23 protein-coding genes are annotated in these 20502 nt (G+C 62.5%); 11 read left to right on the top strand and 12 right to left on the bottom strand.

Features of this window, described 5'->3' with window-relative positions; translation table 11 throughout:
- Position 1: 1 nt before the first annotated feature.
- Positions 2 to 892 (top strand): aromatic amino acid exporter YddG, encoded by an 891-nt coding sequence (gene yddG, locus OS035_RS29735; RefSeq protein WP_183778328.1) that lies wholly within the window; start codon positions 2 to 4, stop codon positions 890 to 892.
- A gap of 2 nt (positions 893 to 894) precedes the next feature.
- Here the strand turns inward: yddG and OS035_RS29730 are convergent, their stop codons facing one another.
- Together OS035_RS29730 and gloB are read right to left on the bottom strand one after the other, a co-directional pair.
- Positions 895 to 1317, bottom strand: a complete 423-nt coding sequence (locus OS035_RS29730) for a cupin domain-containing protein (protein WP_097629640.1) — start codon at positions 1315 to 1317, stop codon at positions 895 to 897.
- On the bottom strand, positions 1317 to 2087 hold the full coding sequence (gene gloB / locus OS035_RS29725) for a hydroxyacylglutathione hydrolase (RefSeq protein WP_097629655.1): 771 nt from the start codon (positions 2085 to 2087) through the stop codon (positions 1317 to 1319). The genes OS035_RS29730 and gloB overlap by 1 nt, the downstream gene beginning before the upstream one ends.
- 53 nt (positions 2088 to 2140) lie before the next feature.
- Here gloB and OS035_RS29720 point away from each other — a divergent pair, with 53 nt between their 5' ends.
- The 4 genes from OS035_RS29720 to OS035_RS29705 all read left to right on the top strand — a co-directional run bounded on the left by OS035_RS29720 (position 2141) and on the right by OS035_RS29705 (position 5450).
- Positions 2141 to 2917 (top strand): class I SAM-dependent methyltransferase, encoded by a 777-nt coding sequence (locus OS035_RS29720; protein WP_003589943.1) that lies wholly within the window; start codon positions 2141 to 2143, stop codon positions 2915 to 2917.
- Between the two features lie 90 nt (positions 2918 to 3007).
- Positions 3008 to 4105 (top strand): histidinol-phosphate transaminase, encoded by a 1098-nt coding sequence (hisC, locus tag OS035_RS29715; RefSeq protein ID WP_179867196.1) that lies wholly within the window; start codon positions 3008 to 3010, stop codon positions 4103 to 4105.
- Complete coding sequence (locus tag OS035_RS29710; RefSeq protein ID WP_097629642.1) at positions 4102 to 5028, top strand: prephenate/arogenate dehydrogenase family protein; 927 nt, start codon at positions 4102 to 4104, stop codon at positions 5026 to 5028. Before hisC ends, OS035_RS29710 begins: the two co-directional genes overlap by 4 nt.
- 2 nt (positions 5029 to 5030) lie before the next feature.
- Positions 5031 to 5450 carry a GNAT family N-acetyltransferase gene (locus OS035_RS29705; RefSeq protein WP_097629643.1) on the top strand — a complete coding sequence of 140 codons (420 nt, stop codon included), beginning with the start codon at positions 5031 to 5033 and terminating at the stop codon, positions 5448 to 5450.
- 96 nt (positions 5451 to 5546) lie between these two features.
- On the opposite strand, the gene OS035_RS29700 is transcribed toward OS035_RS29705, so the two are convergent.
- Entirely contained in the window at positions 5547 to 6563 is a 1017-nt protein-coding gene (locus OS035_RS29700; RefSeq protein ID WP_097629644.1) for a DUF2125 domain-containing protein, read from the bottom strand.
- A 50-nt stretch (positions 6564 to 6613) separates the two neighbouring features.
- Here OS035_RS29700 and OS035_RS29695 point away from each other — a divergent pair, with 50 nt between their 5' ends.
- Positions 6614 to 7144, top strand: coding sequence for a gamma-glutamylcyclotransferase (locus OS035_RS29695; RefSeq protein ID WP_097629645.1), 531 nt, complete (start codon positions 6614 to 6616; stop codon positions 7142 to 7144).
- A gap of 2 nt (positions 7145 to 7146) precedes the next feature.
- Here OS035_RS29695 and OS035_RS29690 read toward each other — a convergent pair whose 3' ends face one another.
- The 4 genes from OS035_RS29690 to ftsE form a co-directional block, all read right to left on the bottom strand.
- Positions 7147 to 7944 carry a lysophospholipid acyltransferase family protein gene (locus tag OS035_RS29690; RefSeq protein ID WP_097629646.1) on the bottom strand — a complete coding sequence of 266 codons (798 nt, stop codon included), beginning with the start codon at positions 7942 to 7944 and terminating at the stop codon, positions 7147 to 7149.
- A 111-nt stretch (positions 7945 to 8055) separates the two neighbouring features.
- Positions 8056 to 8772, bottom strand: a complete 717-nt coding sequence (locus OS035_RS29685; protein ID WP_097629647.1) for a YdcF family protein — start codon at positions 8770 to 8772, stop codon at positions 8056 to 8058.
- A 67-nt stretch (positions 8773 to 8839) separates the two neighbouring features.
- On the bottom strand, positions 8840 to 9853 hold the full coding sequence (locus tag OS035_RS29680; RefSeq protein ID WP_097629648.1) for a cell division protein FtsX: 1014 nt from the start codon (positions 9851 to 9853) through the stop codon (positions 8840 to 8842).
- Positions 9846 to 10505, bottom strand: coding sequence for a cell division ATP-binding protein FtsE (ftsE, locus tag OS035_RS29675; RefSeq protein WP_003567051.1), 660 nt, complete (start codon positions 10503 to 10505; stop codon positions 9846 to 9848). Before ftsE ends, OS035_RS29680 begins: the two co-directional genes overlap by 8 nt.
- 206 nt (positions 10506 to 10711) lie before the next feature.
- Between ftsE and OS035_RS29670 the strand changes: the two genes are divergently transcribed.
- The 3 genes from OS035_RS29670 (at position 10712) to OS035_RS29660 (ending at position 12515) form a co-directional block, all read left to right on the top strand.
- Positions 10712 to 11362 (top strand): hypothetical protein, encoded by a 651-nt coding sequence (locus OS035_RS29670; protein WP_131711806.1) that lies wholly within the window; start codon positions 10712 to 10714, stop codon positions 11360 to 11362.
- Positions 11363 to 11496: 134 nt separating this feature from the next.
- Positions 11497 to 12039, top strand: a complete 543-nt coding sequence (hpt, locus tag OS035_RS29665) for a hypoxanthine phosphoribosyltransferase (RefSeq protein WP_003567049.1) — start codon at positions 11497 to 11499, stop codon at positions 12037 to 12039.
- A 116-nt stretch (positions 12040 to 12155) separates the two neighbouring features.
- Positions 12156 to 12515 (top strand): response regulator, encoded by a 360-nt coding sequence (locus OS035_RS29660; protein WP_003567048.1) that lies wholly within the window; start codon positions 12156 to 12158, stop codon positions 12513 to 12515.
- 107 nt (positions 12516 to 12622) lie between these two features.
- Here OS035_RS29660 and OS035_RS29655 read toward each other — a convergent pair whose 3' ends face one another.
- The 4 genes from OS035_RS29655 to argH all read right to left on the bottom strand — a co-directional run bounded on the left by OS035_RS29655 (position 12623) and on the right by argH (position 18459).
- A complete protein-coding gene (locus tag OS035_RS29655; protein WP_097629649.1) occupies positions 12623 to 15286 on the bottom strand; it encodes a TIGR02302 family protein in 2664 nt (887 codons plus the stop codon).
- A 166-nt stretch (positions 15287 to 15452) separates the two neighbouring features.
- Positions 15453 to 16721 carry a diaminopimelate decarboxylase gene (gene lysA, locus OS035_RS29650; protein WP_097629650.1) on the bottom strand — a complete coding sequence of 423 codons (1269 nt, stop codon included), beginning with the start codon at positions 16719 to 16721 and terminating at the stop codon, positions 15453 to 15455.
- Positions 16722 to 16732: 11 nt separating this feature from the next.
- A complete protein-coding gene (gene lptM, locus OS035_RS29645; RefSeq protein WP_003582619.1) occupies positions 16733 to 16927 on the bottom strand; it encodes an LPS translocon maturation chaperone LptM in 195 nt (64 codons plus the stop codon).
- 131 nt (positions 16928 to 17058) lie between these two features.
- A complete protein-coding gene (argH, locus tag OS035_RS29640; RefSeq protein ID WP_097629651.1) occupies positions 17059 to 18459 on the bottom strand; it encodes an argininosuccinate lyase in 1401 nt (466 codons plus the stop codon).
- Between the two features lie 38 nt (positions 18460 to 18497).
- On the opposite strand from argH, the gene tlpA reads away from it, so the two are divergent.
- Positions 18498 to 19160: a thiol:disulfide interchange protein TlpA gene (tlpA, locus tag OS035_RS29635; protein ID WP_097629652.1), complete on the top strand. Its 663-nt coding sequence runs from the start codon at positions 18498 to 18500 to the stop codon at positions 19158 to 19160.
- Positions 19161 to 19342: 182 nt separating this feature from the next.
- Here tlpA and OS035_RS29630 read toward each other — a convergent pair whose 3' ends face one another.
- On the bottom strand, positions 19343 to 20224 hold the full coding sequence (locus OS035_RS29630; RefSeq protein WP_003589968.1) for a 3-hydroxybutyryl-CoA dehydrogenase: 882 nt from the start codon (positions 20222 to 20224) through the stop codon (positions 19343 to 19345).
- A 50-nt stretch (positions 20225 to 20274) separates the two neighbouring features.
- Here OS035_RS29630 and OS035_RS29625 point away from each other — a divergent pair.
- Positions 20275 to 20502, top strand: a 228-nt coding sequence (locus OS035_RS29625; protein ID WP_331814564.1) for a hypothetical protein, incomplete at its 3' end; no start/stop codon positions are given.

The following is a 20502-nucleotide window of genomic DNA, read 5'->3' as shown; positions in this document are numbered from 1 at the left end:
GGTGAAACTTCGCGCGACATTGATCGGTTTTACCGCGATCCTGATGTGGTCGTTCCTGGCGCTGTTTACGGCCGCTTCCGGTAAGATGCCGCCGTTCCAGCTTTCGGCCGTCTGCTTTGCGATCGGCAGCCTTCCCGGCCTCGCCGTGCTTGTCGCCAACCCGGCGCGGCTGGCACTGCTGAAGCAGCCGGCCAAGGTCTGGATCATCGGCATCTCAGGGTTGTTCGGCTATCATTTCCTCTATTTTACCGCGCTCAGGAACGCACCGGCGGTGGAGGCGGGGCTGATCGCCTATCTCTGGCCGCTGCTGATCGTCGTCGGCTCGGCGCTGCTGCCGGGCGAGCGGCTGCGCTGGTATCATGTAGCCGGCGCCCTTGCCGGGCTTTGCGGCACCTTCCTGATCGTCGGCCGCAACGGCATCGATTTCAACGGCGCCTATTCCGTCGGTTACGCCGCCGCTTTCCTCTGCGCCTTCACCTGGTCCGGTTATTCGCTGCTGACCCGGCGCTTCGACGCCGTCTCCACCGATGTCGTCACCGGCTTCTGCCTGGCAACCTCGATCCTGTCGCTCATCTGCCATCTCGGCCTGGAGACGACCGTCTGGCCGGCCACGCCTTTTGAATGGCTCGCCGTCGCCGAGCTCGGGCTCCTACCGGTCGGTGCCGCCTTCTACGCCTGGGACCACGGCGTCAAGAACGGTGATATCCAGATCCTCGGCGCGGCCAGTTATGCCGCACCGCTGCTGTCGACGCTGATCCTGACGCTGTTCGGCTTTGCCGAGCCGAGCTGGCGCATCGCGCTTGCCTGCCTGCTCGTCACCGGCGGCGCGGCGCTGGCTGCTCGGGATATGTTCCGCCGCAAAACTCAAGTGCAGCCTGCGGCGGCGGAATGAGCTCAGCCGCCGGGCGTCCAGCCTGCTGGCGCCATCTCGAAGCTCGAAAATTCGAAGCCGGGTGAGACGGTGCATCCCACCAGGGTAAAATCGCCGAGGCTTTCGGCCGCTTGCCACCAATTAGCGGGAACGATCGCCTGCGGCCGTTCGCCGGCCGCCAGGTTTGTTCCGAGCGTCAGGGTCTCGCTTGTCGTTCCGTCTGCAGAGCGGTGCAGCGAGAGCGGCGCGCCGGCGTAATAATGCCAGACCTCCACCGCGTCGTGGACGCGATGCCAGTGCGAGCGCTGCCCTTCGGTCAGGAGGTAATAGATCGCCGTCGAATGGCCGCGTTCTCCGCCCGCCGTATCGCGGAAGGTCTCAGCGTACCAGCCGCCTTCCGGATGCGGCTGCATGCCGAGTTCGCGGATGATGTCGTCAGGCGACATCAGAAATTGTCCTTGCGCTTGCGAATTTCGGCAAAGACTTCCTCATTGGTCTTGCCTTCCATCAGCAGATTGCGGCGGATCGCCGGATCGGCGGCGCGCAGGAACGGGTTGGTTTCCTTTTCCAGGCCCAGCGTCGTCGGAATGGTGAATTTGCCGTCGGCGCGCAAGGCCTCGATCTCGGCGGCACGGCCCTTCAGCCGTTCGTTGCTGGGGTCGACTGTCAGTGCGAAGCGGGCGTTGGACAAAGTGTATTCGTGGCCGAAATAGATGGCGGTCTCATCGGGCAGCACGGCAAGCTTCTGCAGCGAATGCCACATGTCGGCGGCGGGACGTTCGAACAGCCGGCCGCAGCCGAGGGCAAACAGCGTGTCGGCGGCAAAGAGCAGCTTGTCGTCGACGAAGTGATAGCAGATATGGCCGGCGGTGTGGCCGGGTGTCTCGATGACGTTGATCGTGTGATCGCCGAAAAGGAAGCTGTCGCCATCGGCCATCGTCCGGTCGAGGCCGGGAATGGCAATGGCTTCGTTGATCGGGCCGATAATCTCGCAGCCGAACTGCTCCTTCAGCGCCAGATTGGCAGCGACATGGTCGGTGTGGTGGTGGGTGGTGAAGATATGGGTAATCTTCCAGCCGCGGCGTGTCGCCGCTTCCAGCATCGGCGCCTCCTCCGGCGCGTCGATCGCTGCGGTAAATCCTGTTTCCGGGTCGTGGACGAGAACGCCGAAATTGTCGGTGCGGCAGAGAAAAACGTCCAATTCCAAAGGTTTCATCGTGCAATAGTCCCTTGTCATGCGAGTCTCGCGGAAATGTAGAGGGTCCGGCCTTGAAGTCCAACCGCCCGCTGATAACATTTGTCGCAATGCACGCCGATATCGTCGACCTACGCCAGTTCTACCACTCCGAGCTCGGGCGTCTTGCCGAGCAGTCGATCGCCATGGCGTTGTCGTCGCTCTGGGTGCGGCTGCCGCAGGAGCGGCTGGTCGGCCTCGGCTACGCCGTGCCCTTCCTCGACCGCTTCCAGGCCGACACCGAGCGGACCTTCGCCTTCATGCCGGCCGGGCAGGGCGCGGTAAACTGGCCGATGGGCTCGCTCTCGTCGACAACACTGGTCTTCGACGAGGAATTGCCGCTGCCGGATTCCTCGATCGATCGGGTGCTGATGGTGCATTCGCTGGAATTTGCCGAAAGCCCGCGCGAGACGCTGAAGGAACTCTGGCGGGTGCTGGCGCCGGGCGGACGGCTTGTCATCGTCGTGCCGAACCGGCGCGGCGTCTGGGCGCGGATGGAACATACGCCGTTTGGCTCGGGCCGGCCCTATTCCCGCGGGCAGTTGACGGCTCTGCTGCGCGAGACGAATTTCACCCCCGGCGCGACGGCCGAAGCGCTGTTCTTCCCGCCCTCGAAGCTCAGGACCATCCTGCGGCTTCGACGCGCCTTCGAGCGGATCGGGCGGACCCTGTGGCCGGCCTTCTCGGGCGTCATCATCGTCGAGGCGCAGAAGCGGCTCTATCAGGGGCTGCCGGTTGCCGCACGCGCCTCACGCCGCGTCTTCGTGCCGGTTCTGGCACCCCATGGCGTGCCGACCACACGCAATCGCTGACGCCCTCCCGGCTCTCGACAAGAACGGCATTCCGCTTTAATGCCACGTGGTCATTTCCGGCAATTCCAAGGTCGACCCATGAGCGTTGAGATGAGCAAGCCCGTTCCGCGTCCCGGTATTCTCGATATCGCATCCTATGTGCCGGGCAAGGAACATGCGCCGGGAGTTGCCCGGGTCTACAAGCTTTCGTCCAACGAAACGCCGCTCGGCGCCAGCCCGAAGGCGATCGAAGCCTGCAAGGCGGCTGCCAACCATCTGGGGCGTTATCCCGACGGGCAGGCGGTGGAATTGCGCGAGGCGATCGCCGCCGTGCACGGCCTCAACCCGGCAAACATCCTCTGCGGCAACGGTTCCGACGAGCTGCTCGGCCTGCTCTGCCATGTCTATCTCGGCGCTGGCGACGAGGGCATCATCACCGAGCACGGTTTCCTCGTCTACAAGATCCAGATCCAGGGCGCCGGGGCCACGCCTGTCGTCGTCAGGGAAAAGGATCACACCGTCGATGTCGATGCGATCCTTGCCGCGGTGACGGGGAAGACGAAGATCGTCTTCATCGCCAATCCCGGCAATCCGACAGGCACCTATGTTCCGGTCAGCGAGATCCGCCGCCTGCAGGCCGGGCTGCCGAAACATGTCGTCCTGGTGCTCGATGCGGCTTACGCCGAATATGTGCGCCGCAACGATTATGAAGCCGGCATCGAGGTCGTGTCTTCCAATGCCAACGTGGTGATGACCCGCACCTTCTCGAAGGCCTACGGACTGGCGGCGCTGCGCGTCGGCTGGATGTATGCGCCGGCCGAGATCGTCGACGCGGTGAACCGCGTGCGCGGGCCCTTCAATCTGAACGCGCCGGCAATCGCCGCCGGGGCCGCGGCCATCCGCGACCAGGCCTTCGTCCAGCAGGCCATCTCTTTCAACCAGATGTGGGTGGAAACGCTTACCCAGGCACTCGAAAAGATCGGTCTGAAGGTGACGCCGTCGGTCGCCAATTTCGTCCTCATTCATTTCCCCGAGATCGAAGGCAAGCGCGCCGCCGATGCCGACGATCTGCTGACTAGCCGCGGTTACATTCTGCGCGCCGTGCGCAGCTACGGCTTTTCCAATGCGCTGCGCATGAGCATCGGCCCCGAAGAGGCCAACCGCGGCGTCATCGCCGCACTCACCGAATTCATGGGACACAAGGCATGAACGTGCAGTTCGATCGTATCGCGCTGATCGGCATCGGCCTGATCGGCTCTTCGCTCGCCCACGATATCCGGCGGCTCGGCCTCGCCAGAGAGATCGTCGTCGCCACTCGCAGCCCCGAAACGCTGAAGCGTGCCGAAGAGCTTGGCCTCGGTGACCGCTACACGACCTCTTCGGCGGATGCGGTCGAGGGTGCCGATCTGGTGATTGTCTCGGTGCCGGTCGGCGCTTCGGAAAGTGTGGCGAAAGAGATCGCGGCAAGCTTGAAGCCCGGAGCGATCGTCACCGATGTCGGCTCCACCAAGGCCTCGGTCATCGCGCAGATGCAGCCGCATATTCCGGCCGGTGTGCATTTCATTCCCGGCCATCCACTGGCCGGCACCGAAAAATCCGGCCCGGATGCCGGCTTTCCCGGTCTTTTCGAAAGCCGCTGGTGCATCTTCACGCCGGTCGCAGGCACCGATGAAACAGCACTGAAACGGCTGCGTGGCTTCTGGGAGACGCTCGGCTCCAAAGTCGATGAAATGGATGCGCAGCATCACGACAAGGTGCTGGCGATCGTCTCTCATCTGCCGCATCTGATAGCCTACAATATCGTCGGCACGGCCGACGATCTGGAGACCGTGACGGAATCGGAAGTCATCAAGTATTCTGCGTCCGGATTTCGCGATTTCACCCGCCTTGCGGCCTCCGACCCGACCATGTGGCGCGATGTCTGCCTGCACAATCGCGATGCGATCCTGGAAATGCTGGCGCGTTTCTCGGAAGATCTCGCCTATTTGCAGCGCGCGATCCGCTGGGGCGAAGGCGACAAGATTTTCGAACTCTTCACCCGTACCCGCGCCATCCGTCGCTCGATCGTTCAGGCAGGCCAGGATGTGGATGCACCCGATTTCGGCCGGCCGCATCCACTGGAAAAGAAATAGCGATGGTGGAAATCGCGAAGCCCGGCCTAACCGACAAGGACTGGCTGTTTCGCGAGGACGATCATGTGGGCAAACAGTGGGTCTTGCGCTGTATCGATCTCGGCGAATACTTCGTCGCCCGCGAACAAGGTGAGATTGTCGGCTTCCTGCGGTTTTCCCGCTTCTGGGGCAGGATTCCCTATCTGGAAATGATCCGTGTGCAGGAAGGCCATCGCCGGTCCGGTGTCGGTACGGCGCTTTATCGCGCCTGGGAAGGTGAGATGCGTGAGAGCGGCGCGCGTCTGCTGATGACATCGAGTGAATGCGACGAAAGCCGTCCACAGGACTGGCATCGCCGCAACGGTTTTTCCGAAACCGGATCGATCGAGCTGCCCGGCATCCAGACGGTGCCGGAAATCTTCTTCCTCAAGAAACTTGACTAAAGAGCGTCGCATCAAATTTGATTCATGCGATGCGCTTTAGCCCTTTGTATTGCATGTCGTTGTCCGGGACCGCTGCACGCTTCCGGGCGACATGCATTAGATCGGCGGAATCCGGCCGAGCGGGATGAAGCCGCTGACGGTGGCGTTGCCGCGATCGACAACGAGATCGACGGAGACCTTGTCCTTGCCGCCGGCCAGCGACTGCAGTAGCTTCGTCGCCGTCTTGACCGTCGGGGCGATATCCGGGAAGGCCTGTTTCAGGCTGTCGCCCCAGGGGCCGAGCTGTTCGATCTCCAGCTTGAATTTTCCCGAGAGCAGACCGTGCTCGTCGACGGAGAAGGGACCGGTAAGCGTCATCACCTTGCCGTCGCCGATGTCGGCGACGATGCGGCGCAGTTCGCCGGCGGCACCATTGAGGCCGCTCGGGTCGCTGCCGTCGATCAGGCCGGCCTTGCCGGCGATGGTCAGATCGACGCTGGCAGAGAATTTCGGGAAGATCTGCGGCCAGTCCTTGATCGCCGTATTCGCATCCTGCACGGAGATTGCGCCGTCCAGATCGGCCCCGTTCTGGCGCAGATGGATCTCGGTGCGAGCCGCATCGAAGCTGATGGTCTGGCCAGTATAGGAGGAAACCGCGGTCGCCTTCAGGCCCTCGATCACGGTCGAGCTGCGATTGATGCCCTGCAGTTTGGTCGCCAGACTCGCCTGCAGATTTGCCCATTGGGCCGAGATCGAAAGGCCGTTGCTGGTGCGGATTTCAGCCGGCGAATCGAGCTCCCAGACGATATTGCCGGGCGCATAGACCTGGGCTGCCGAACGCAACGCGCCAAAGGTGGCGGAGACGCCGTTGGCAGTGTCGTCGACATCGATCTTCGAGCAGAACAGCCCAATACGGAAAGGATAGCCGCGGAATTCGATATCGGAGCATTCGCCGCTGACGCCTGCCTGATCGCGCGGCGCGATCGCCTTCAGCACCGTGGTCTTCAACGCCGAGGCCGCATAGAACCAGCCGCCGGTATAAAGCGCGATCACCAGGAGGATGCCGCCGCCCAGCAGCCAGAATTTCTTACCGCTGCCGGATTGGCTGCTACCGGATTGGCTTGACGCTGCCATGATGTTCTCCAATGGTGAATCGCAAATGTGATTCCGGTCTGGCGTGCGATATGGACGAATTTTGGGTATTTGGCTACGGTTCGCTGATGTGGAATCCGGGCTTCGAATTCACGGAGCGGGCAGAGGCTCTGATCTACGGCTACAGGCGCTCGCTCTGCGTCCGCTCCTTCGTCCATCGCGGCACGCGCGACAATCCGGGCCTGGTTCTCGGCCTCGACAGGGGCGGCGCCTGCCGCGGCATGGCGTTCCGCATTTCCCCGGAAAAATGGGATGAGGTGATCGATTATCTCCGCGCCCGCGAGCTGGTGACCAATGTCTACCTGGAGCGCCGGGTGCAGCTGCAGCTTGCCGGCCGGCGCCGGATGGAGGCGGTGACTTACATCGCTGATCGCGACCACGAGCAATATGCCGGCACGCTCGACGCGCTTGCGGCGGCGCGGGTGGTGAACGAGGCCAAGGGTCAGTCAGGCCCCAACGACGCCTATGTCTTCAACACGCTGGCGCATCTGCGGCAGATGGGCATTCGCGACCATTGGCTTGAACAGGTCGTCGGCGAAGTGGAGCGGCTGCGCGCCGTGTGACTTCAGGCGGTCGCCGCCTTCAGCTTACGAAGCTCCGCTACCCTTTCGACCGCAGTCGGCGGCAGCGGCACATGCGGGTTAGCCTCGACGGTTTCGAGCAGAAGCTCGTCGCTTGCCCGCTCCGATACCTCGATCAGATGGGCGAAAAACGCGTCCGGATCCATTCCCGGCATGATCGGCGGCAGGATTCTCACCTTGAAATGGCCGGGATAACGACGAATGCTCCGGCGCGGCCAGAACAGTCCGGGATGCATGACGATCGGCACCACGGGGATGGCGAGATCGCGATACATGCGAGCGATGCCGTATTTATAGACCGGCTCGGCGCCCGGCGGACGGCGGGTGCCCTCGGGATAGATGATCAGCTGGCGGCCGGTCGAAAGCTCTTCCTTCGTGCGCTTCAGCACCTCCACCATCACCTTGCCGCGGGCTCCGCGATCGACCGGGATTACCCGCTGCTTCTTGGCATACCAGCCGAACAGCGGAATCCACATCAGTTCGCGCTTGAGAATGTAGACCGGGTCTTTCAGCCAGGGCAGCAGGGCATAGGTATCCCAGAAGGACTGGTGCTTCGGCGCCAGGATATAGCTGCCTTCCGGCAGGTTCTCCAAGCCTTCGATCTCGAAGGTGGTGCCGACGATCACCCGCATCAGCCAATGGTTGGAGCGCGCCCAGTTTTTCGGGATCGCATAGGCGGTCAGGCGCGGCGCCAGGAAATAATAGGGCGAGAGCACGATCATCCTGATGATGAGGTTGGCGTAGAAGATCATGTTGAAGAGGACGGAACGCAGGGCGATCATGAAACTTTCCCGAGGCATGCTCACGCGACCGGCCTACACGATATTGCCCGTCATAAAAAGCGTTTGATTCCGCCTTGATGCAAAAGCCGGAAGTGAGTCGGACGCGGCGCTCTATTGCTGGGCGGTAGCGCTGGCCGAGCGCAGCCCTGTGTGGCGGCCGAAGCCGGTGATGTTGCGGGCGCCGGTCAACAGCACTTTGGCATATTCGGCCAGCATGACGCGCATTGCATTCGGGTCGGTGAACCAGTTTCGGCTCTTCAAATCCGAATTGACCACAGGGTAAGCGATGAACTCGATATCGGGGTCGACATAGGAGAGTTCGGCAAGGCTGCGCGGCATGTGGTAGTTGTTGGTGACGATCAGAACGCTGCGATATCCCTTGGCGTGGATCCAGTTCGAAGCTTCTTCGGCATTGCCAATCGTGTCGATCGCATCGTAGCCGATATCGACACAGCAGGAGAAAAGATCGGCCGAACCCTGCGTCATCCTGCGGATTTGCGCCGGGGTCGTCGTCGGGTGGACGCCGGAGATGAGCAAGCGCTTGCCGGCGCCTTTCTGCAGCAGTTCCACGGCCTGGTCGATGCGCTGGTAGCCGCCCGTCAGCACGACGATCGCATCGGCCTTCGGCTCGGCCGGCGGCTTCAGCGTCGTGACCGAATCGGCAAAACGCAGGAAACCGCCGAACACCAGCGCGATCGCCAGCACGCAGGCAAAACCGCCCCAGCGCAACAGGCGCCGGATCAGCCCGCGCCGCGGCGGCAACGCCACCGGGCGGTCAAGCCCCGGGTCCTGATGAATCGGGTTGGGTGTCGTATCTCCCATCGTCATGAATCGTGACTATACGCTGATTGCGGCGCGGAACAGACGCTTTCATCACAAAACGGCATGGTCACGATCAACTCGCAATGCCGTCGGTGCGTGTCGGGTCCGAGCGCAATGTATCGATTTCATAGATCGTCCGCATGACGGTCAGGCGCGCGGTGAAGGTCGTCAGAAGGGCAATGACGATCATCGTTGCGAAGATGCCGGCATAACCGAGCACGCCGACGGAGAAGGTGCCGAACAGTGCCGTCGCCTGATCGGTTTCCGGGGTGGCCAGCGTGCGGCTCTGCCAAAAGCCGGCGGTGGCGAAGAAGAGAGCGGCAAGGGCGCTGCCGATCGCCGAGCCCTTGAGGCTGATCTTCAGGAAATGCTTCTGAAATTCGGTGGCGACGAAGGAGCTTTCGGCGCCGACGAAGTGCAGAACTTCGACGATGTGGCGGTTGCCCGACAGCGCGCCGCGCGTGGCGAAGACGACGGTCAGCACCATCGCCGAGAAGACCAGGAGCAGGATGCCGGTGCCGATCATCACGGTCGTATGGGCCATGGACACCAGCCGGTCGACCCAGGTGCGGTGATCGTCGAGGGTGGCCTGCGGAATACTGTCTTTCAGCAGCGCCCGCATGGAATCGAAATCCGGCGGATTGCTCTCGTCGATGGTGATGATGACGAGGCGGGGAACGGGCAGGTCCTTGAGATCGAGACCGGGGCCGAGCCAGGGTTCGAGCAGGCGGGCGGTGGCCGCCTCGTCGACGATCTGGCCGCTCTTGGTGCCGACGAAGGTCAGCGCCAGGTCACGCGCCTGAGTCAGCGCCTTTTCCATGTCGAGATTGTCGTCCGGCTTGATCTGGATGGTGATCTCGCGGGAGATCTGGCTCTCCCAGCTCGCCGCCGTCGAGCGGACCATGCTGACGCCGCCGAGCGTCAGGCAGGCGAGAAAGGCCATGATCGATATCACCACCATCAAGGCGCTGCCCTGGATGTTGGACGGCGGCAGGATCGGCGCCGTCGGGCGCACGCGCATTTCCGGCCGCTTCTGCTCAGTCTTGGCCGGCGCCTTGTCCGGGTTTCTGGATGGAGGCTCAGTCATAGATATCGAGATGCCCCCCCGAGAGGATCATACGGCGGGCTTCCACCTGTTCCATCAGCGCCAGGTCATGCGTGGCGATCACAACGGCTGTGCCGAGGCGGTTCAGCTCAAGGAAAAGATTGAGCAGGCGCTTGGCCATCGGCGGGTCGACATTGCCTGTGGGTTCGTCGGCAAGCAGCACTTCCGGCCGGTCCATCAGCGCCCGGGCGATTGCGGCGCGCTGTTTCTCGCCGCCGGAGAGCACCGGCGGCAGCACGTTGATGCGTTCGCCGAGGCCCACCCATTTCAACAGTTCCAGGACGTCGGTCTTGTAGGAACTCTCATCCTTGCCGCGCACCCGTAAGGGCAAAGCCACATTCTCATAGGTGGTGAGATGATCGAGCAGACGGAAATCCTGGAAGACGATGCCGACGCGGCGGCGCAGCAGTGGCAGTTCGGGGCGGGGGATTTCGGAAATGTCGCGCCCGAACATGCGGATCAGGCCGCGCGTCGGCTGCAGCGACATGAAGAGCAGCCGCAGCAGCGACGTCTTGCCGGCGCCCGATGGGCCCGTCAGGAACTGAAAGGATTTCTTCGGAATGTCGAAGGTCAGGTCCCGGAGGATTTCCGGGCCCATGCCATAGCGCAAACCGACATTCTCGAAGTGGATCAACGGGCAGCTCAGTCTGTTGTGGGTTTCACCGCGTGACTTGTTAACCAACACCGTTAACAGCCGGTAAATTTTGCCGGAAAGACGCCCGTTTGATGGCGATCTTTGCGAAGCATTAACCATTAAAATTTACGACTGAGCAGGATTCGTTTCAATGCCAAGATTGTCCCCGGCAGCGAAACCATGTGGACATCTGCGAGGCAGCCACCATGGAAGCATCCTCCTTCAGCCGCCGGGCGCCAGGCCAGGCCTATGATTTCCTGCCGCCGGAACCTGCAGCCCGAAAGTACCGGGCCGCGCGTCCCGCCGATATTTCCGACGCGGAATTCGTCACGCTCGGCAAAGTCCGCCCGAAGGAATTCACTGCGAGGACCTATAACGACAACCGCCGGCGCGCGGCGCAAGCACAGGCAGCACAGCCGCCGCAGACACCGGCGATGGCAACTGTTCTGCGCGACGTGGAAGTTTTCCTGCAGCGGGCGTCGATTCGGAGCTTCGCAGGCTTGGTGCTGGCGCTCGCCGTACTCGTCTTCGGGCTTGCGGGCGGCTTCTCCGGCTTTTCCGCCGAGCCGGCCTATTCCGGAGCGCCGCTACACTTCACCCATGTGACGGTGGCGCCGCGTGACGCGAACGGCATGCGGGTGCTCGTGATCAACGGCATCATCGAAAACGACAGCGGCACGACGCAGACGGTGCATCCGATCCGCGCCGATCTTGTGACCGACGAGCGACTGACCGCAAGCATTGTCATCAATCCGCCCTCCGATGTCATCTATGGCGGCCAGAGCCGGGGCTTCTCGGCACGCGTCCAGCATGCCGGTGGAAAACTGCCGGAAGTCAGGCTGTCGTTCCTGCCGTAGAGAGCGACTTGACACGGAATGGCTGGCTTTCCCCCGCAAGTCACGCCAATACCGTTAATTTCATGGCTGACGAGGCTGTTTCAAGCTCGCATATGTGCTAACGGCTTACCCTTCTTTTCATGGAGCAAGCCCTTATGCCTGTCGTGCGCGGAAAAAATATCGAGCCGCTCTTCACTGCCGAGCAGATCGCCGAGCGCAATCATTCGATGGCGCGGGAGATCGCCAACGGGCCGACCAAGGACCTGCTCGTCATCGCCGTGCTCAAGGGTTCGTTCATCTTCGCCGCCGACCTGATCCGCGCCCTGCATGATAGCGGGCTTGCCCCGGAGGTCGAGTTCATCACCCTGTCGAGCTATGGCATTGGCACGGTCTCGCAGGGCGTGCGCATCGTCAAGGATATCGACAGCGACGTCCATGGCCGCGACGTCCTGCTGATCGACGATATCCTCGAATCCGGCCGCACCCTACTTTTTGCCAAGGAACTGCTGTTCGAGCGCGGTGCGCGCAACGTCACCATTGCCGTGCTGCTCGACAAGCGTGTCAAGCGCAAGGAAAAGCTGGAGGCCGATTATGTCGGCTTCGAATGCCCCGACTATTTCGTCGTCGGCTACGGCATGGATGTGGCTTACGCCTTTCGCGAACTGCCCTTCGTCGGCGTGGTCACCGGCGACGCCTGAGCTGGCGCTGTCGAGACGGGTTGTTAACCATTCCGTCCATCGCTTCGACATCTTTACCGATCGAAAAGGAAAGTCTGGTGATTTCCGTCGTGGGCTGAAGACGGAGCAATGCACATATGGCAAGAATTCTGATTACGGAAGACGAGGACTCCCTGCGGTCTTTCGTAGCCCGGGCGCTCAGGCTCGACGGTCACGAGACCGATGAAGCGGCTGATGGCGCCGAGGGACTGGAGAAGCTGAGGGACGGGGCCTACGATCTGCTGCTTTCAGATATCCGCATGCCCGTAATGGACGGCATCGAACTCGCCCACCAGGCAAAAGACGCCTTTCCCGGCCTGAAGATCCTGTTGATGACCGGCTATGCCGAGCAGCGCGAACGGGCCGACGATCTTGCCGAAAAGATCATCGACGTCGTCGCGAAACCTTTCGCGCTTCCCGATATTCGCAAAGCAGTCGCCCGGGCGCTCGTCGCCTGAGAAGCATACCGCCGAAACGCCTGAATGGGTTTCGGGCGGCGTCATGCATATTTTTTACGTGACACAGGTTTAACACGCCGCCGATCGATTATACGGCGGCGTAAGGCCTACTGAATATCCAGCAACCGTTCGAGATACCGCCGTTCCATTTCCTGCGGCGGATTATTGCCGAGCTTTTCGCGGATCGCGTCGAGGATTTCCCGGGCGCGCTGAACGTCGATCTCGTCGGGCACCTTCACGTCGTCGCCGAAATCCGGCCCCTGGACGCGACGCGGACGGCCGAGCGGATCACGGCCGTTCTGATCCCCCTGACCGACCTGACCGTTCGGACCTTGGCCCTGCTGGCCCTGCTGGGCCTGCATCATCTGGTTCATCATGTCGCGGGCGCCCTGGCGAAGCGCTTCGAGCGCGCGGCCCTGGCCCTCGATGGCCGGCTGGCCGCGGCCCTGGCCAAGCTCACGGCCTGCACCCTCCATCTCGCGTTGCGCCTGGCCGAAACCGGGGCCGGGCTTCATGCCCAACTCGCCGAGGCTCTTCTGCAATTCGCCGAGCTGCTTGCCGAGCGCATCCTGCTGGGCGCGCAGCTGTTTCAGCGCCTCACGCAACTGCTCGGCGGTCATCTGGTCGGAGGGCTGCTGGCCGTCCTTGCCTTGCTGGCCCTGTTGCTGATCCTGCGGCTCGCCGTTCTCGCCAGGGTTCATCTCATCGAGCAGCGGATCGTTTTCGCCCATGTCGGGTTCGCCGCGCTGCATGCGGTCCCGGAGCTGCTGATCGAGACGGAAGGTCTGTTCCATCAGCTTCTGCTGGTCGCGCAGGATCTCGCCGAGCTTGTCGATCTGCTTGCGGGCTTCGCTGTTTTCCTGGCTCTGCTGGCCGCGCTGCGGCCTGCCGGCCTGCAGATTGTTCATCATGCGCTGCAATTCCGACAGCATCTGCTGGGCTGCGTCGCGATTGCCAGAGCGGGCGAGATTTTCGATCTGGTCCATCATCCGTTCCAGATCCTGCTGGCGCAGGATGTTCTGGGCGTTCTGGTTCGGCTGCATCGGCGCGTTCTGCATGCGTTGGGCAAGCTCGGTCATGTAGTCCTGCATTGCCTTGCGCAGCTCATCCATCAGCTTCTTGATTTCCTCGTCCGGCGCGTTGCGGTCCAATGCGTCGGCAAGTTTCTGTTGGGCCTCGCGCAGCTTGCGCTCGGCAAGCGAAAGATCGCCGTCCTCCATGCCGAGAGCGATCTCCCAGAGATACTGAGCCGTATCCTTCAGCGCCTCCTCGCCCCTTGCAAGCTTCATGCGCGTCAAGGCGGATTCCAGCAGCAGATAATTGGTGAGCTTGGGGATGGTCTCCTCGGGACGGATGGTCAGCGCCTCGTTCAGCGCGATTGCCTGCGGCATCTTGCGGGTGTCGAGCGCGAAAACCTGCCGCTCCTCGGCGACGGCCGCAGCAAGCGGCTCGTTGAAGGGCCGCGACGGCAGGACCATCTCATGCGGCGGGCTGCGGCCGGTCTGACCGGCGCCATCCTTGGCGACGAGCGTCACGCGCACGCGCTTGCCGGCGAGCGGATGTTCGGTCAGGTTGCGGCTGGTCACGCCCTTGGCGTCGCGGGCGTTGCGGCGGGGAATATCCAGCCGGTATTCCGGCAAAGGATAGAGCGGCGTCGCAGTCGGATCGGTGTCGACCGGGACGATCTCCGCATGCGCTTCCTGAACGCCGTAATCGTCCTTGACGGTAAAGCCGATTTCAAGCGCGCCGTTGACGCTGGGCTTCGGCAGCCCGTCGAAGGCGATCTCCGGCGCCTTGTCGGGGAGGACATCGAAGCTCCAGCGGCGGCCGTTGACTTCGAGGGCGCCATTTTCTTCCAGCTTCATCACATGCGTCTGAGCGACCAGTGCCTGGCTGGTGGGCGCTTCACCGGCCGGCGTCGTCTTCGGCGGTTCGCTGCCTGCCGCCGCCTGCCGCGGCTTGGTATCCGCCTGCACGGCGATATCCTGCGCCTGGCCGTTCGCCTTGCGGAACACGACCTTTTCGGTGGTCTTTCCGCCGCTGACACGAACGGTGAGGCCTGAGAACTGCGGAATGCCAATCGGCGCCTGCTCGCTGCCGTCAGCGGTCAAGTAGACCGGGGCGCGGCCGGTATAGGAGGGCGGGGTCACCCAGGCGTCGATGCGCACCGCCGGATCGACGACCACCTGTTCGGGCGCGGCCTGAAACGCGTCGCCGAGCGAGCCGCCGTTGATCGACAGCGAATAGGCGAAAGCGGTGACCAGCAGCAGCGCAGGCACGGCGCGCAGGGCAAAACGGTCATGCGCGGCGATATCCGGCCGCGGCAGTCCAGCATCGAGGGCTGCGATCTTTTCGGCCATGCGGGTCTGGTGCTCGCGCCAGAGCGCGCGGGCGAAGGGCGTATCGAAGGCCGGCTCGTCTTCCTGGACGGTCACCGGCTGGTGCGGCAGGCCGTTGCGCTCTTCCAGCATGCGGTCGGCTTCGGCGACCCCCGGCCAGCGCAGATTGCGCAAGGGCAGCAGTGAGACGAGAAAAGCAGCGGCAAAGGCGATCAGCAGCAGGATGCGCAGCCAGTCCGGCACACTGCGGAAGAGGCCGAACCAAGAGGCTGCGAGGTAAAAGGCGATGACTGCCAGGACCGACATCAAGGGCGGAAGCAACTGCTCGAAAAACAGCACCACGCGCGCCAGCAGGCGTTTTGTCGTCACCAGCCGGGCAAGCGAGGGGCGGAGCGCAAACGCACCTTTCCTCTGCCTTGAGGGGCTTGTCATCGGTCCGGTCTCCGCGATCTGGCGTTCTGGAACAGAGGGCGCTTCCGGCGATTGCAGGGCAATACGCTCATGACTGACAAGGATAACACTCTTTGTGGCGAAGGCGAGGGCGAGCGGCCGGCAATACCGGCTTTTCACGTTTATTCGCCAAAAAGTGATGGCTGCTTCAGTCGAGCCAGGCAGGAACGGAGTCGAGGCCGATCAGTTCGGCATAGGTTCTGCGCGGGCGAATCGTATGGAAATCGCTGCCTTTGACCAGAACCTCGGGCACCAGCAGCCGGCTGTTATAGGTGCCGGCCTGCACCGCGCCATAGGCGCCGGCCGTGCTGACGGCGATCAGGTCGCCGGGCTTCGGCGTCGCCATCTCGCGGTCGAGTGCCAGGTAATCGCCGGTCTCGCAGACGGGGCCGACCACGTCGGCGCGGATGCGCGGGGCGTTCGCCGCCGAAATCGTCACCGGGCGGATCTCATGATAGGCCTCGTAGAGGGTCGGGCGGATCAGATCGTTCATCGCGCCGTCGACGATGACGAAGGTCTTCTCGCCGCCATCCTTCACATAGAGGACTTCGGTCACCAGGATGCCGGCATTGCCGACGATCAGGCGGCCGGGCTCGGTGATGATCTTGCAGTTGAGGCCGCGCAGCTGGTTCTTGACGATCGCCGCATAAGCGTCCGGCAGCGGCGGCGGATTGTTGTCGTCCTTATAGGGAATTCCGAGGCCGCCGCCGATATCGACATGGTCGATCGTGTGGCCGTCGGCGCGCAGCGTCGCGACAAGGTCGTGCAGCAGCTTGAAGGCGTCGTCGAAGGGCTGCAGCTCGGTGATCTGGCTGCCGATATGCATGTCGATGCCGGTGACCTCGATGCCCGGCAGCTTGGCGGCATGGGCATAGATGGCGCGGGCACGCTCCCAGGAGATGCCGAACTTGTTTTCCTTCTTGCCGGTCGAGATCTTCGAATGTGTTTTTGCATCGACATCGGGATTGATGCGGAAGGAGACCGGCGCTTTCTTGCCCGCGCTGACGGCACGCTGGTTGAGGATTTCGAGCTCAGGCTCGGATTCGACATTGAAGCAGTAGATGCCTGCCTCGAGAGCGAAATCCATTTCCTGCGGCGTCTTGCCGACACCTGAAAACATGATGCGGCTGGCCGAGATGCCGGCGGCGAGCGCGCGGCGCAGCTCGCCTTCGGAGACGACGTCGATGCCGGCGCCGAGGCGGCCAAGTGTCTTCAGCACGGCCTGGTTCGAATTCGCCTTCATCGCGTAACAGACCATGGAGTCCATATCGGCGAAGGCCTCGGAGAAGACCCGGTAATGGCGCTCCAGCGTCGCGGTGGAATAGACGTAGAAGGGCGTGCCGACCGCCTTGGCGATCTCGGGAACGGGGACGTTTTCGGCATGCAGGACGCCGTCGCGGTACTCGAAATGGTTCACGGGCTTATGCCTTAAAGAAGGGGATCGAGAAGGAAGGGCTTATCGACGGTTCCCGGCTGTTTTGTCGGCTTGGAAACGTCACCTTCCTTGGTTGCCGCAGCACTCGGCGGATCGAGATCGCCCTTGCGCCCGCATCCGGCAACGGCAAGGCCGATGACGGCGAGAACCGCCGTCAGGCGGATGAGATGCGGCAAGCTCTTCTGCATGGATATCCTCTTCGGCGGCATTCTGATGGACATTGTCATAGCGAAGTTTATCCGCCTTGTGCACCCTGATTGTTGGACGGTCTTTCCGCCTGTGCGCCAAGGCCGCGGCGGCTTGCGCCGCGTGATATTCCTCAGTTGCGGGCGCGCCAGAAAGCGATCTGCTTGCGCACCTCAGAGGGTGCGGTACCGCCGAAGCTCTTGCGGCTGGCGACCGAGGCTTCGACAGTCAGCACGTCGTAGACCTTGTCGGTGATCGCGGAATGGATCGCCTGCAGGTCGGCGAGCGGCAGTTCGGCAAGATCGCAGCCCTTGCTTTCGGCAAGCGCCACGGCCCGGCCGGTGACGTGATGGGCATCGCGGAAGGGTAGGCCCGCTTCGCGCACCAGCCAGTCGGCAAGGTCGGTTGCCGTCGAGAAGCCTGAGCCGGCCGCAGCCTTCATGCGCGCGGTGTTGACGGTCATGTCGCGCACCATACCGGTCATGGCGGCGATCGCCAGTTCCAAGCTCTCGGCCGCGTCGAAGACCTGTTCCTTGTCTTCCTGCATGTCCTTGGAATAGGCGAGCGGCAGGCCCTTCATGATCGTCAGCAGCGCCACCAGCGAACCGTTGATGCGGCCGGTCTTGGCGCGCACCAGCTCAGCCGCATCCGGGTTCTTCTTCTGCGGCATGATCGAGGAGCCAGTCGAGAAGGCATCGGAGAGGCGCACGAAACCGAATTGCGGGGTCGACCAGATGACGATCTCTTCGGCGAGACGCGACAGGTGCATGCCGGATATCGCGGCGATCGACAGGAACTCGATGGCGAAGTCGCGGTCGGAGACCGTATCGATGGAGTTGCGGGTCGGCTCGCGGAAGCCCAGCGCCTTGGCAGTCATATGGCGGTCGATCGGATAACCGGTGCCTGCAAGGGCCGCCGCGCCGATCGGGCTTTCGTCCAGATGCTCGATGGCGTGGCGCACGCGTGAGCGGTCGCGGCCGAACATTTCGACGTAGGCCATGCAGTGATGGCCGAAGGTCACGGGCTGGGCGGCCTGCAGATGGGTGAAGCCCGGCATGACGCTTTCGGCATGCTCTTCGGCGCGGTCGAGAAAGGCGGCGATCAGGCCGGTCAGCATCTTCTCGGTCTTCTCGAGTTCTTCCTTCACCCAGAGGCGGAAGTCGAGCGCGACCTGGTCGTTGCGCGAGCGGGCGGTATGCAGCCGGCCGGCTGGCGGTCCGATCAGCGTCGCCAGACGCGCTTCGATATTCATATGGATGTCTTCGAGCCGGCGCGAAAATTCGAAATTGCCGCTCTCGATTTCTGACAGGATCGTGTTTAGCCCGTGAACGATCTTGTCCTTATCCTCGGCCGATATGATCCCCTGATGGGCGAGCATGGTCGCGTGGGCGATCGAACCGCGGATGTCCTGCGCGAAAAGCTTCTTGTCGAAACCGATCGAGGCATTTATCTCCTCCATGATCGCGTCCGGGCCGGAGGCGAAACGCCCGCCCCACATCTGGTTTGAAGATTTGGTATCCGTGGTGTCGGCCATGAAGGTGCCCGCCTTGAATGCATGTCCTGGAGAATGAAATGACGACAAAGAAATCCCTCGGGCTGCCATCCGTGAAATGGATCGCGATAGCCGCCGTCGCGGGCGTCGTTGCCGGTGCGGCTGCGGTATACGTGAAGGAGACGGGGATTGGCAATGGCGGCGGTGAGACGGCGTCTGTCGAATGCAAGCTGGCCCGGGATCGCATCGCCAGCGTTACACCGCTGATGAAGGGGCAGGTGGCCGCCATGGTCGCCGCCTATGAGCCGCGCAAGCTGACGGCGGTCTCCTTCAACGGGCCGGACGGCAAGCCGCTGACGCTCGATCATTTTGCCGGCAAGACCGTGCTCCTCAATCTCTGGGCGACATGGTGCGTTCCCTGCCGCGAGGAGATGCCGGCGCTGAACGCGCTCGAAAAGGAGATGGGCAGCGACAAGTTCCAGGTCGTGCCCGTCAATATCGACAGCGGCGACGACGACAAGCCGAAGACCTTCCTGGCCGAGACCGGCGTCGATGCGCTGCAGCTCTATCGCGACAAAACGATTGCGGTGTTCAACAGCCTGAAGAAAGAGGGGCTCGCCATGGGGCTGCCGGTGACGCTGCTGATCGACGACAAGGGCTGCCTGATCTCCGCCATGAACGGACCCGCCGCCTGGGACAGCGAGGACGCCAAGACTCTCATCAAGGGTGCGATCGGATCGTAAGGATATCAGTCAGGAGTCGCCATCGCCTCTGATCAGGAAAACGCCGGCAATTCCGATAAGGACGCAGCATTGCAGCAGGAACATCGGTGTTTCGGTCGACATGGCGTTTCCTCCCATTCACGGCAAGGAAAGCATTTCACGGGCGTCCGGTCTATTCGCCCGTTCTGATAATGCCTGCTTACTTACCGTGTCGGGACCGGCACTTCGCCGCGATAGTCGTAGAAGCCGCGGCCGGACTTGCGCCCGAGCCAGCCGGCCTCGACATATTTCACCAGTAGCGGGCAGGGGCGGTATTTCGAGTCCGCCAGGCCGTCATGCAGCACCTGCATAATCGAAAGGCAGGTGTCGAGGCCGATGAAATCGGCAAGCTGCAGCGGTCCCATCGGATGGTTGGCGCCGAGTTTCATCGCCGTGTCGATGGCGTCGACCGTGCCGACGCCTTCATAGAGCGTGTAGATCGCCTCGTTGATCATCGGCAGCAGGATGCGGTTGACGATGAAGGCCGGGAAATCCTCGGCGACAGTGATGGTCTTTTCCAGCGTGCCGACGAATTCCTTGGCGGCCGAGAAGGTCTTCTCATCGGTGGCGATGCCGCGCACCAGTTCGACCAGCTTCATCACCGGCACCGGGTTCATGAAATGAATGCCCATGAAGCGTTCGGGGCGGTCGGTGGCGGCAGCAAGCCGGGTGATTGAAAGGGAAGAGGTGTTGGTGGCAAGCAGCGCTTCCGGCTTCAGGACTGGACAAACCTGCGCATAGATCTTGCGCTTGACCGTTTCATCCTCGGTGGCGGCCTCGATGACGAGATCGGAGGGTGCGAGATCATTGACATCGGACGAGCCCGTGATGAGCGACAGGGTCGACTTGCGCTCCTCTTCGGTCATCTTGCTGTTCGTCACCAGACGAGCCAGGTTGCCGTTGATGGTGGCAAGGCCAGACTCGATGCGATCCTGTGAGAGATCGTAGATGTGAACCCTGTAACCTGCGGCGGCCGAAACATGCGCGATGCCGCAGCCCATCTGGCCGGCACCGATAATACCAATATTCTTCAACACCGCATTCATCTCCAAACCCCCGCACGGCATCTGCCCCCGCGCTGCCGCATTTTTTAGCAATGCTGCCGGACGAAGGATCGCCCGGCAGCAGTAGTAGCCCGATAAAAGATAATTTTCCAGTCATTCGCAAGTGCGAAAGAAAAGCATTTGAGGCGTTTGAAGCGCGTCGTGATCTTTCGGATTCGCTTCTCGCGCTTTCGGTCTTTGCGCGACCTGCATTAGAGCGCCTTTTCCAGTTCCGGCAGGGCTTCGAACAGATCGGCGACGAGGCCGTAGTCGGCGACCTG

The sequence above is a fragment of the Rhizobium sp. 268 genome, from assembly GCF_036571585.1.
GTDB classification, from domain to species: Bacteria; Pseudomonadota; Alphaproteobacteria; order Rhizobiales; family Rhizobiaceae; genus Rhizobium; species Rhizobium redzepovicii.
This window is presented reverse-complemented; position numbering and strand designations above follow the sequence as displayed.

What these genes read in the sequence shown, in the direction of transcription:
- OS035_RS29670 (WP_131711806.1), top strand. Translation starts at nt 10,712, where the DNA reads ATGGAAGCATCCTCCTTCAGCCGCCGGGCGCCAGGCCAGGCCTATGAT.
- argH (WP_097629651.1), bottom strand. Translation starts at nt 18,459, where the DNA reads ATGGCCGACACCACGGATACCAAATCTTCAAACCAGATGTGGGGCGGG.
- OS035_RS29660 (WP_003567048.1), top strand. Translation starts at nt 12,156, where the DNA reads ATGGCAAGAATTCTGATTACGGAAGACGAGGACTCCCTGCGGTCTTTC.
- OS035_RS29700 (WP_097629644.1), bottom strand. Translation starts at nt 6,563, where the DNA reads ATGGCAGCGTCAAGCCAATCCGGTAGCAGCCAATCCGGCAGCGGTAAG.
- OS035_RS29730 (WP_097629640.1), bottom strand. Translation starts at nt 1,317, where the DNA reads ATGTCGCCTGACGACATCATCCGCGAACTCGGCATGCAGCCGCATCCG.
- hpt (WP_003567049.1), top strand. Translation starts at nt 11,497, where the DNA reads ATGCCTGTCGTGCGCGGAAAAAATATCGAGCCGCTCTTCACTGCCGAG.
- OS035_RS29695 (WP_097629645.1), top strand. Translation starts at nt 6,614, where the DNA reads ATGGACGAATTTTGGGTATTTGGCTACGGTTCGCTGATGTGGAATCCG.
- OS035_RS29685 (WP_097629647.1), bottom strand. Translation starts at nt 8,772, where the DNA reads ATGACGATGGGAGATACGACACCCAACCCGATTCATCAGGACCCGGGG.
- OS035_RS29705 (WP_097629643.1), top strand. Translation starts at nt 5,031, where the DNA reads ATGGTGGAAATCGCGAAGCCCGGCCTAACCGACAAGGACTGGCTGTTT.
- OS035_RS29680 (WP_097629648.1), bottom strand. Translation starts at nt 9,853, where the DNA reads ATGACTGAGCCTCCATCCAGAAACCCGGACAAGGCGCCGGCCAAGACT.
- OS035_RS29655 (WP_097629649.1), bottom strand. Translation starts at nt 15,286, where the DNA reads ATGACAAGCCCCTCAAGGCAGAGGAAAGGTGCGTTTGCGCTCCGCCCC.
- OS035_RS29630 (WP_003589968.1), bottom strand. Translation starts at nt 20,224, where the DNA reads ATGAATGCGGTGTTGAAGAATATTGGTATTATCGGTGCCGGCCAGATG.
- hisC (WP_179867196.1), top strand. Translation starts at nt 3,008, where the DNA reads ATGAGCAAGCCCGTTCCGCGTCCCGGTATTCTCGATATCGCATCCTAT.
- tlpA (WP_097629652.1), top strand. Translation starts at nt 18,498, where the DNA reads ATGACGACAAAGAAATCCCTCGGGCTGCCATCCGTGAAATGGATCGCG.
- OS035_RS29690 (WP_097629646.1), bottom strand. Translation starts at nt 7,944, where the DNA reads ATGATCGCCCTGCGTTCCGTCCTCTTCAACATGATCTTCTACGCCAAC.
- lptM (WP_003582619.1), bottom strand. Translation starts at nt 16,927, where the DNA reads ATGCAGAAGAGCTTGCCGCATCTCATCCGCCTGACGGCGGTTCTCGCC.
- gloB (WP_097629655.1), bottom strand. Translation starts at nt 2,087, where the DNA reads ATGAAACCTTTGGAATTGGACGTTTTTCTCTGCCGCACCGACAATTTC.
- OS035_RS29710 (WP_097629642.1), top strand. Translation starts at nt 4,102, where the DNA reads ATGAACGTGCAGTTCGATCGTATCGCGCTGATCGGCATCGGCCTGATC.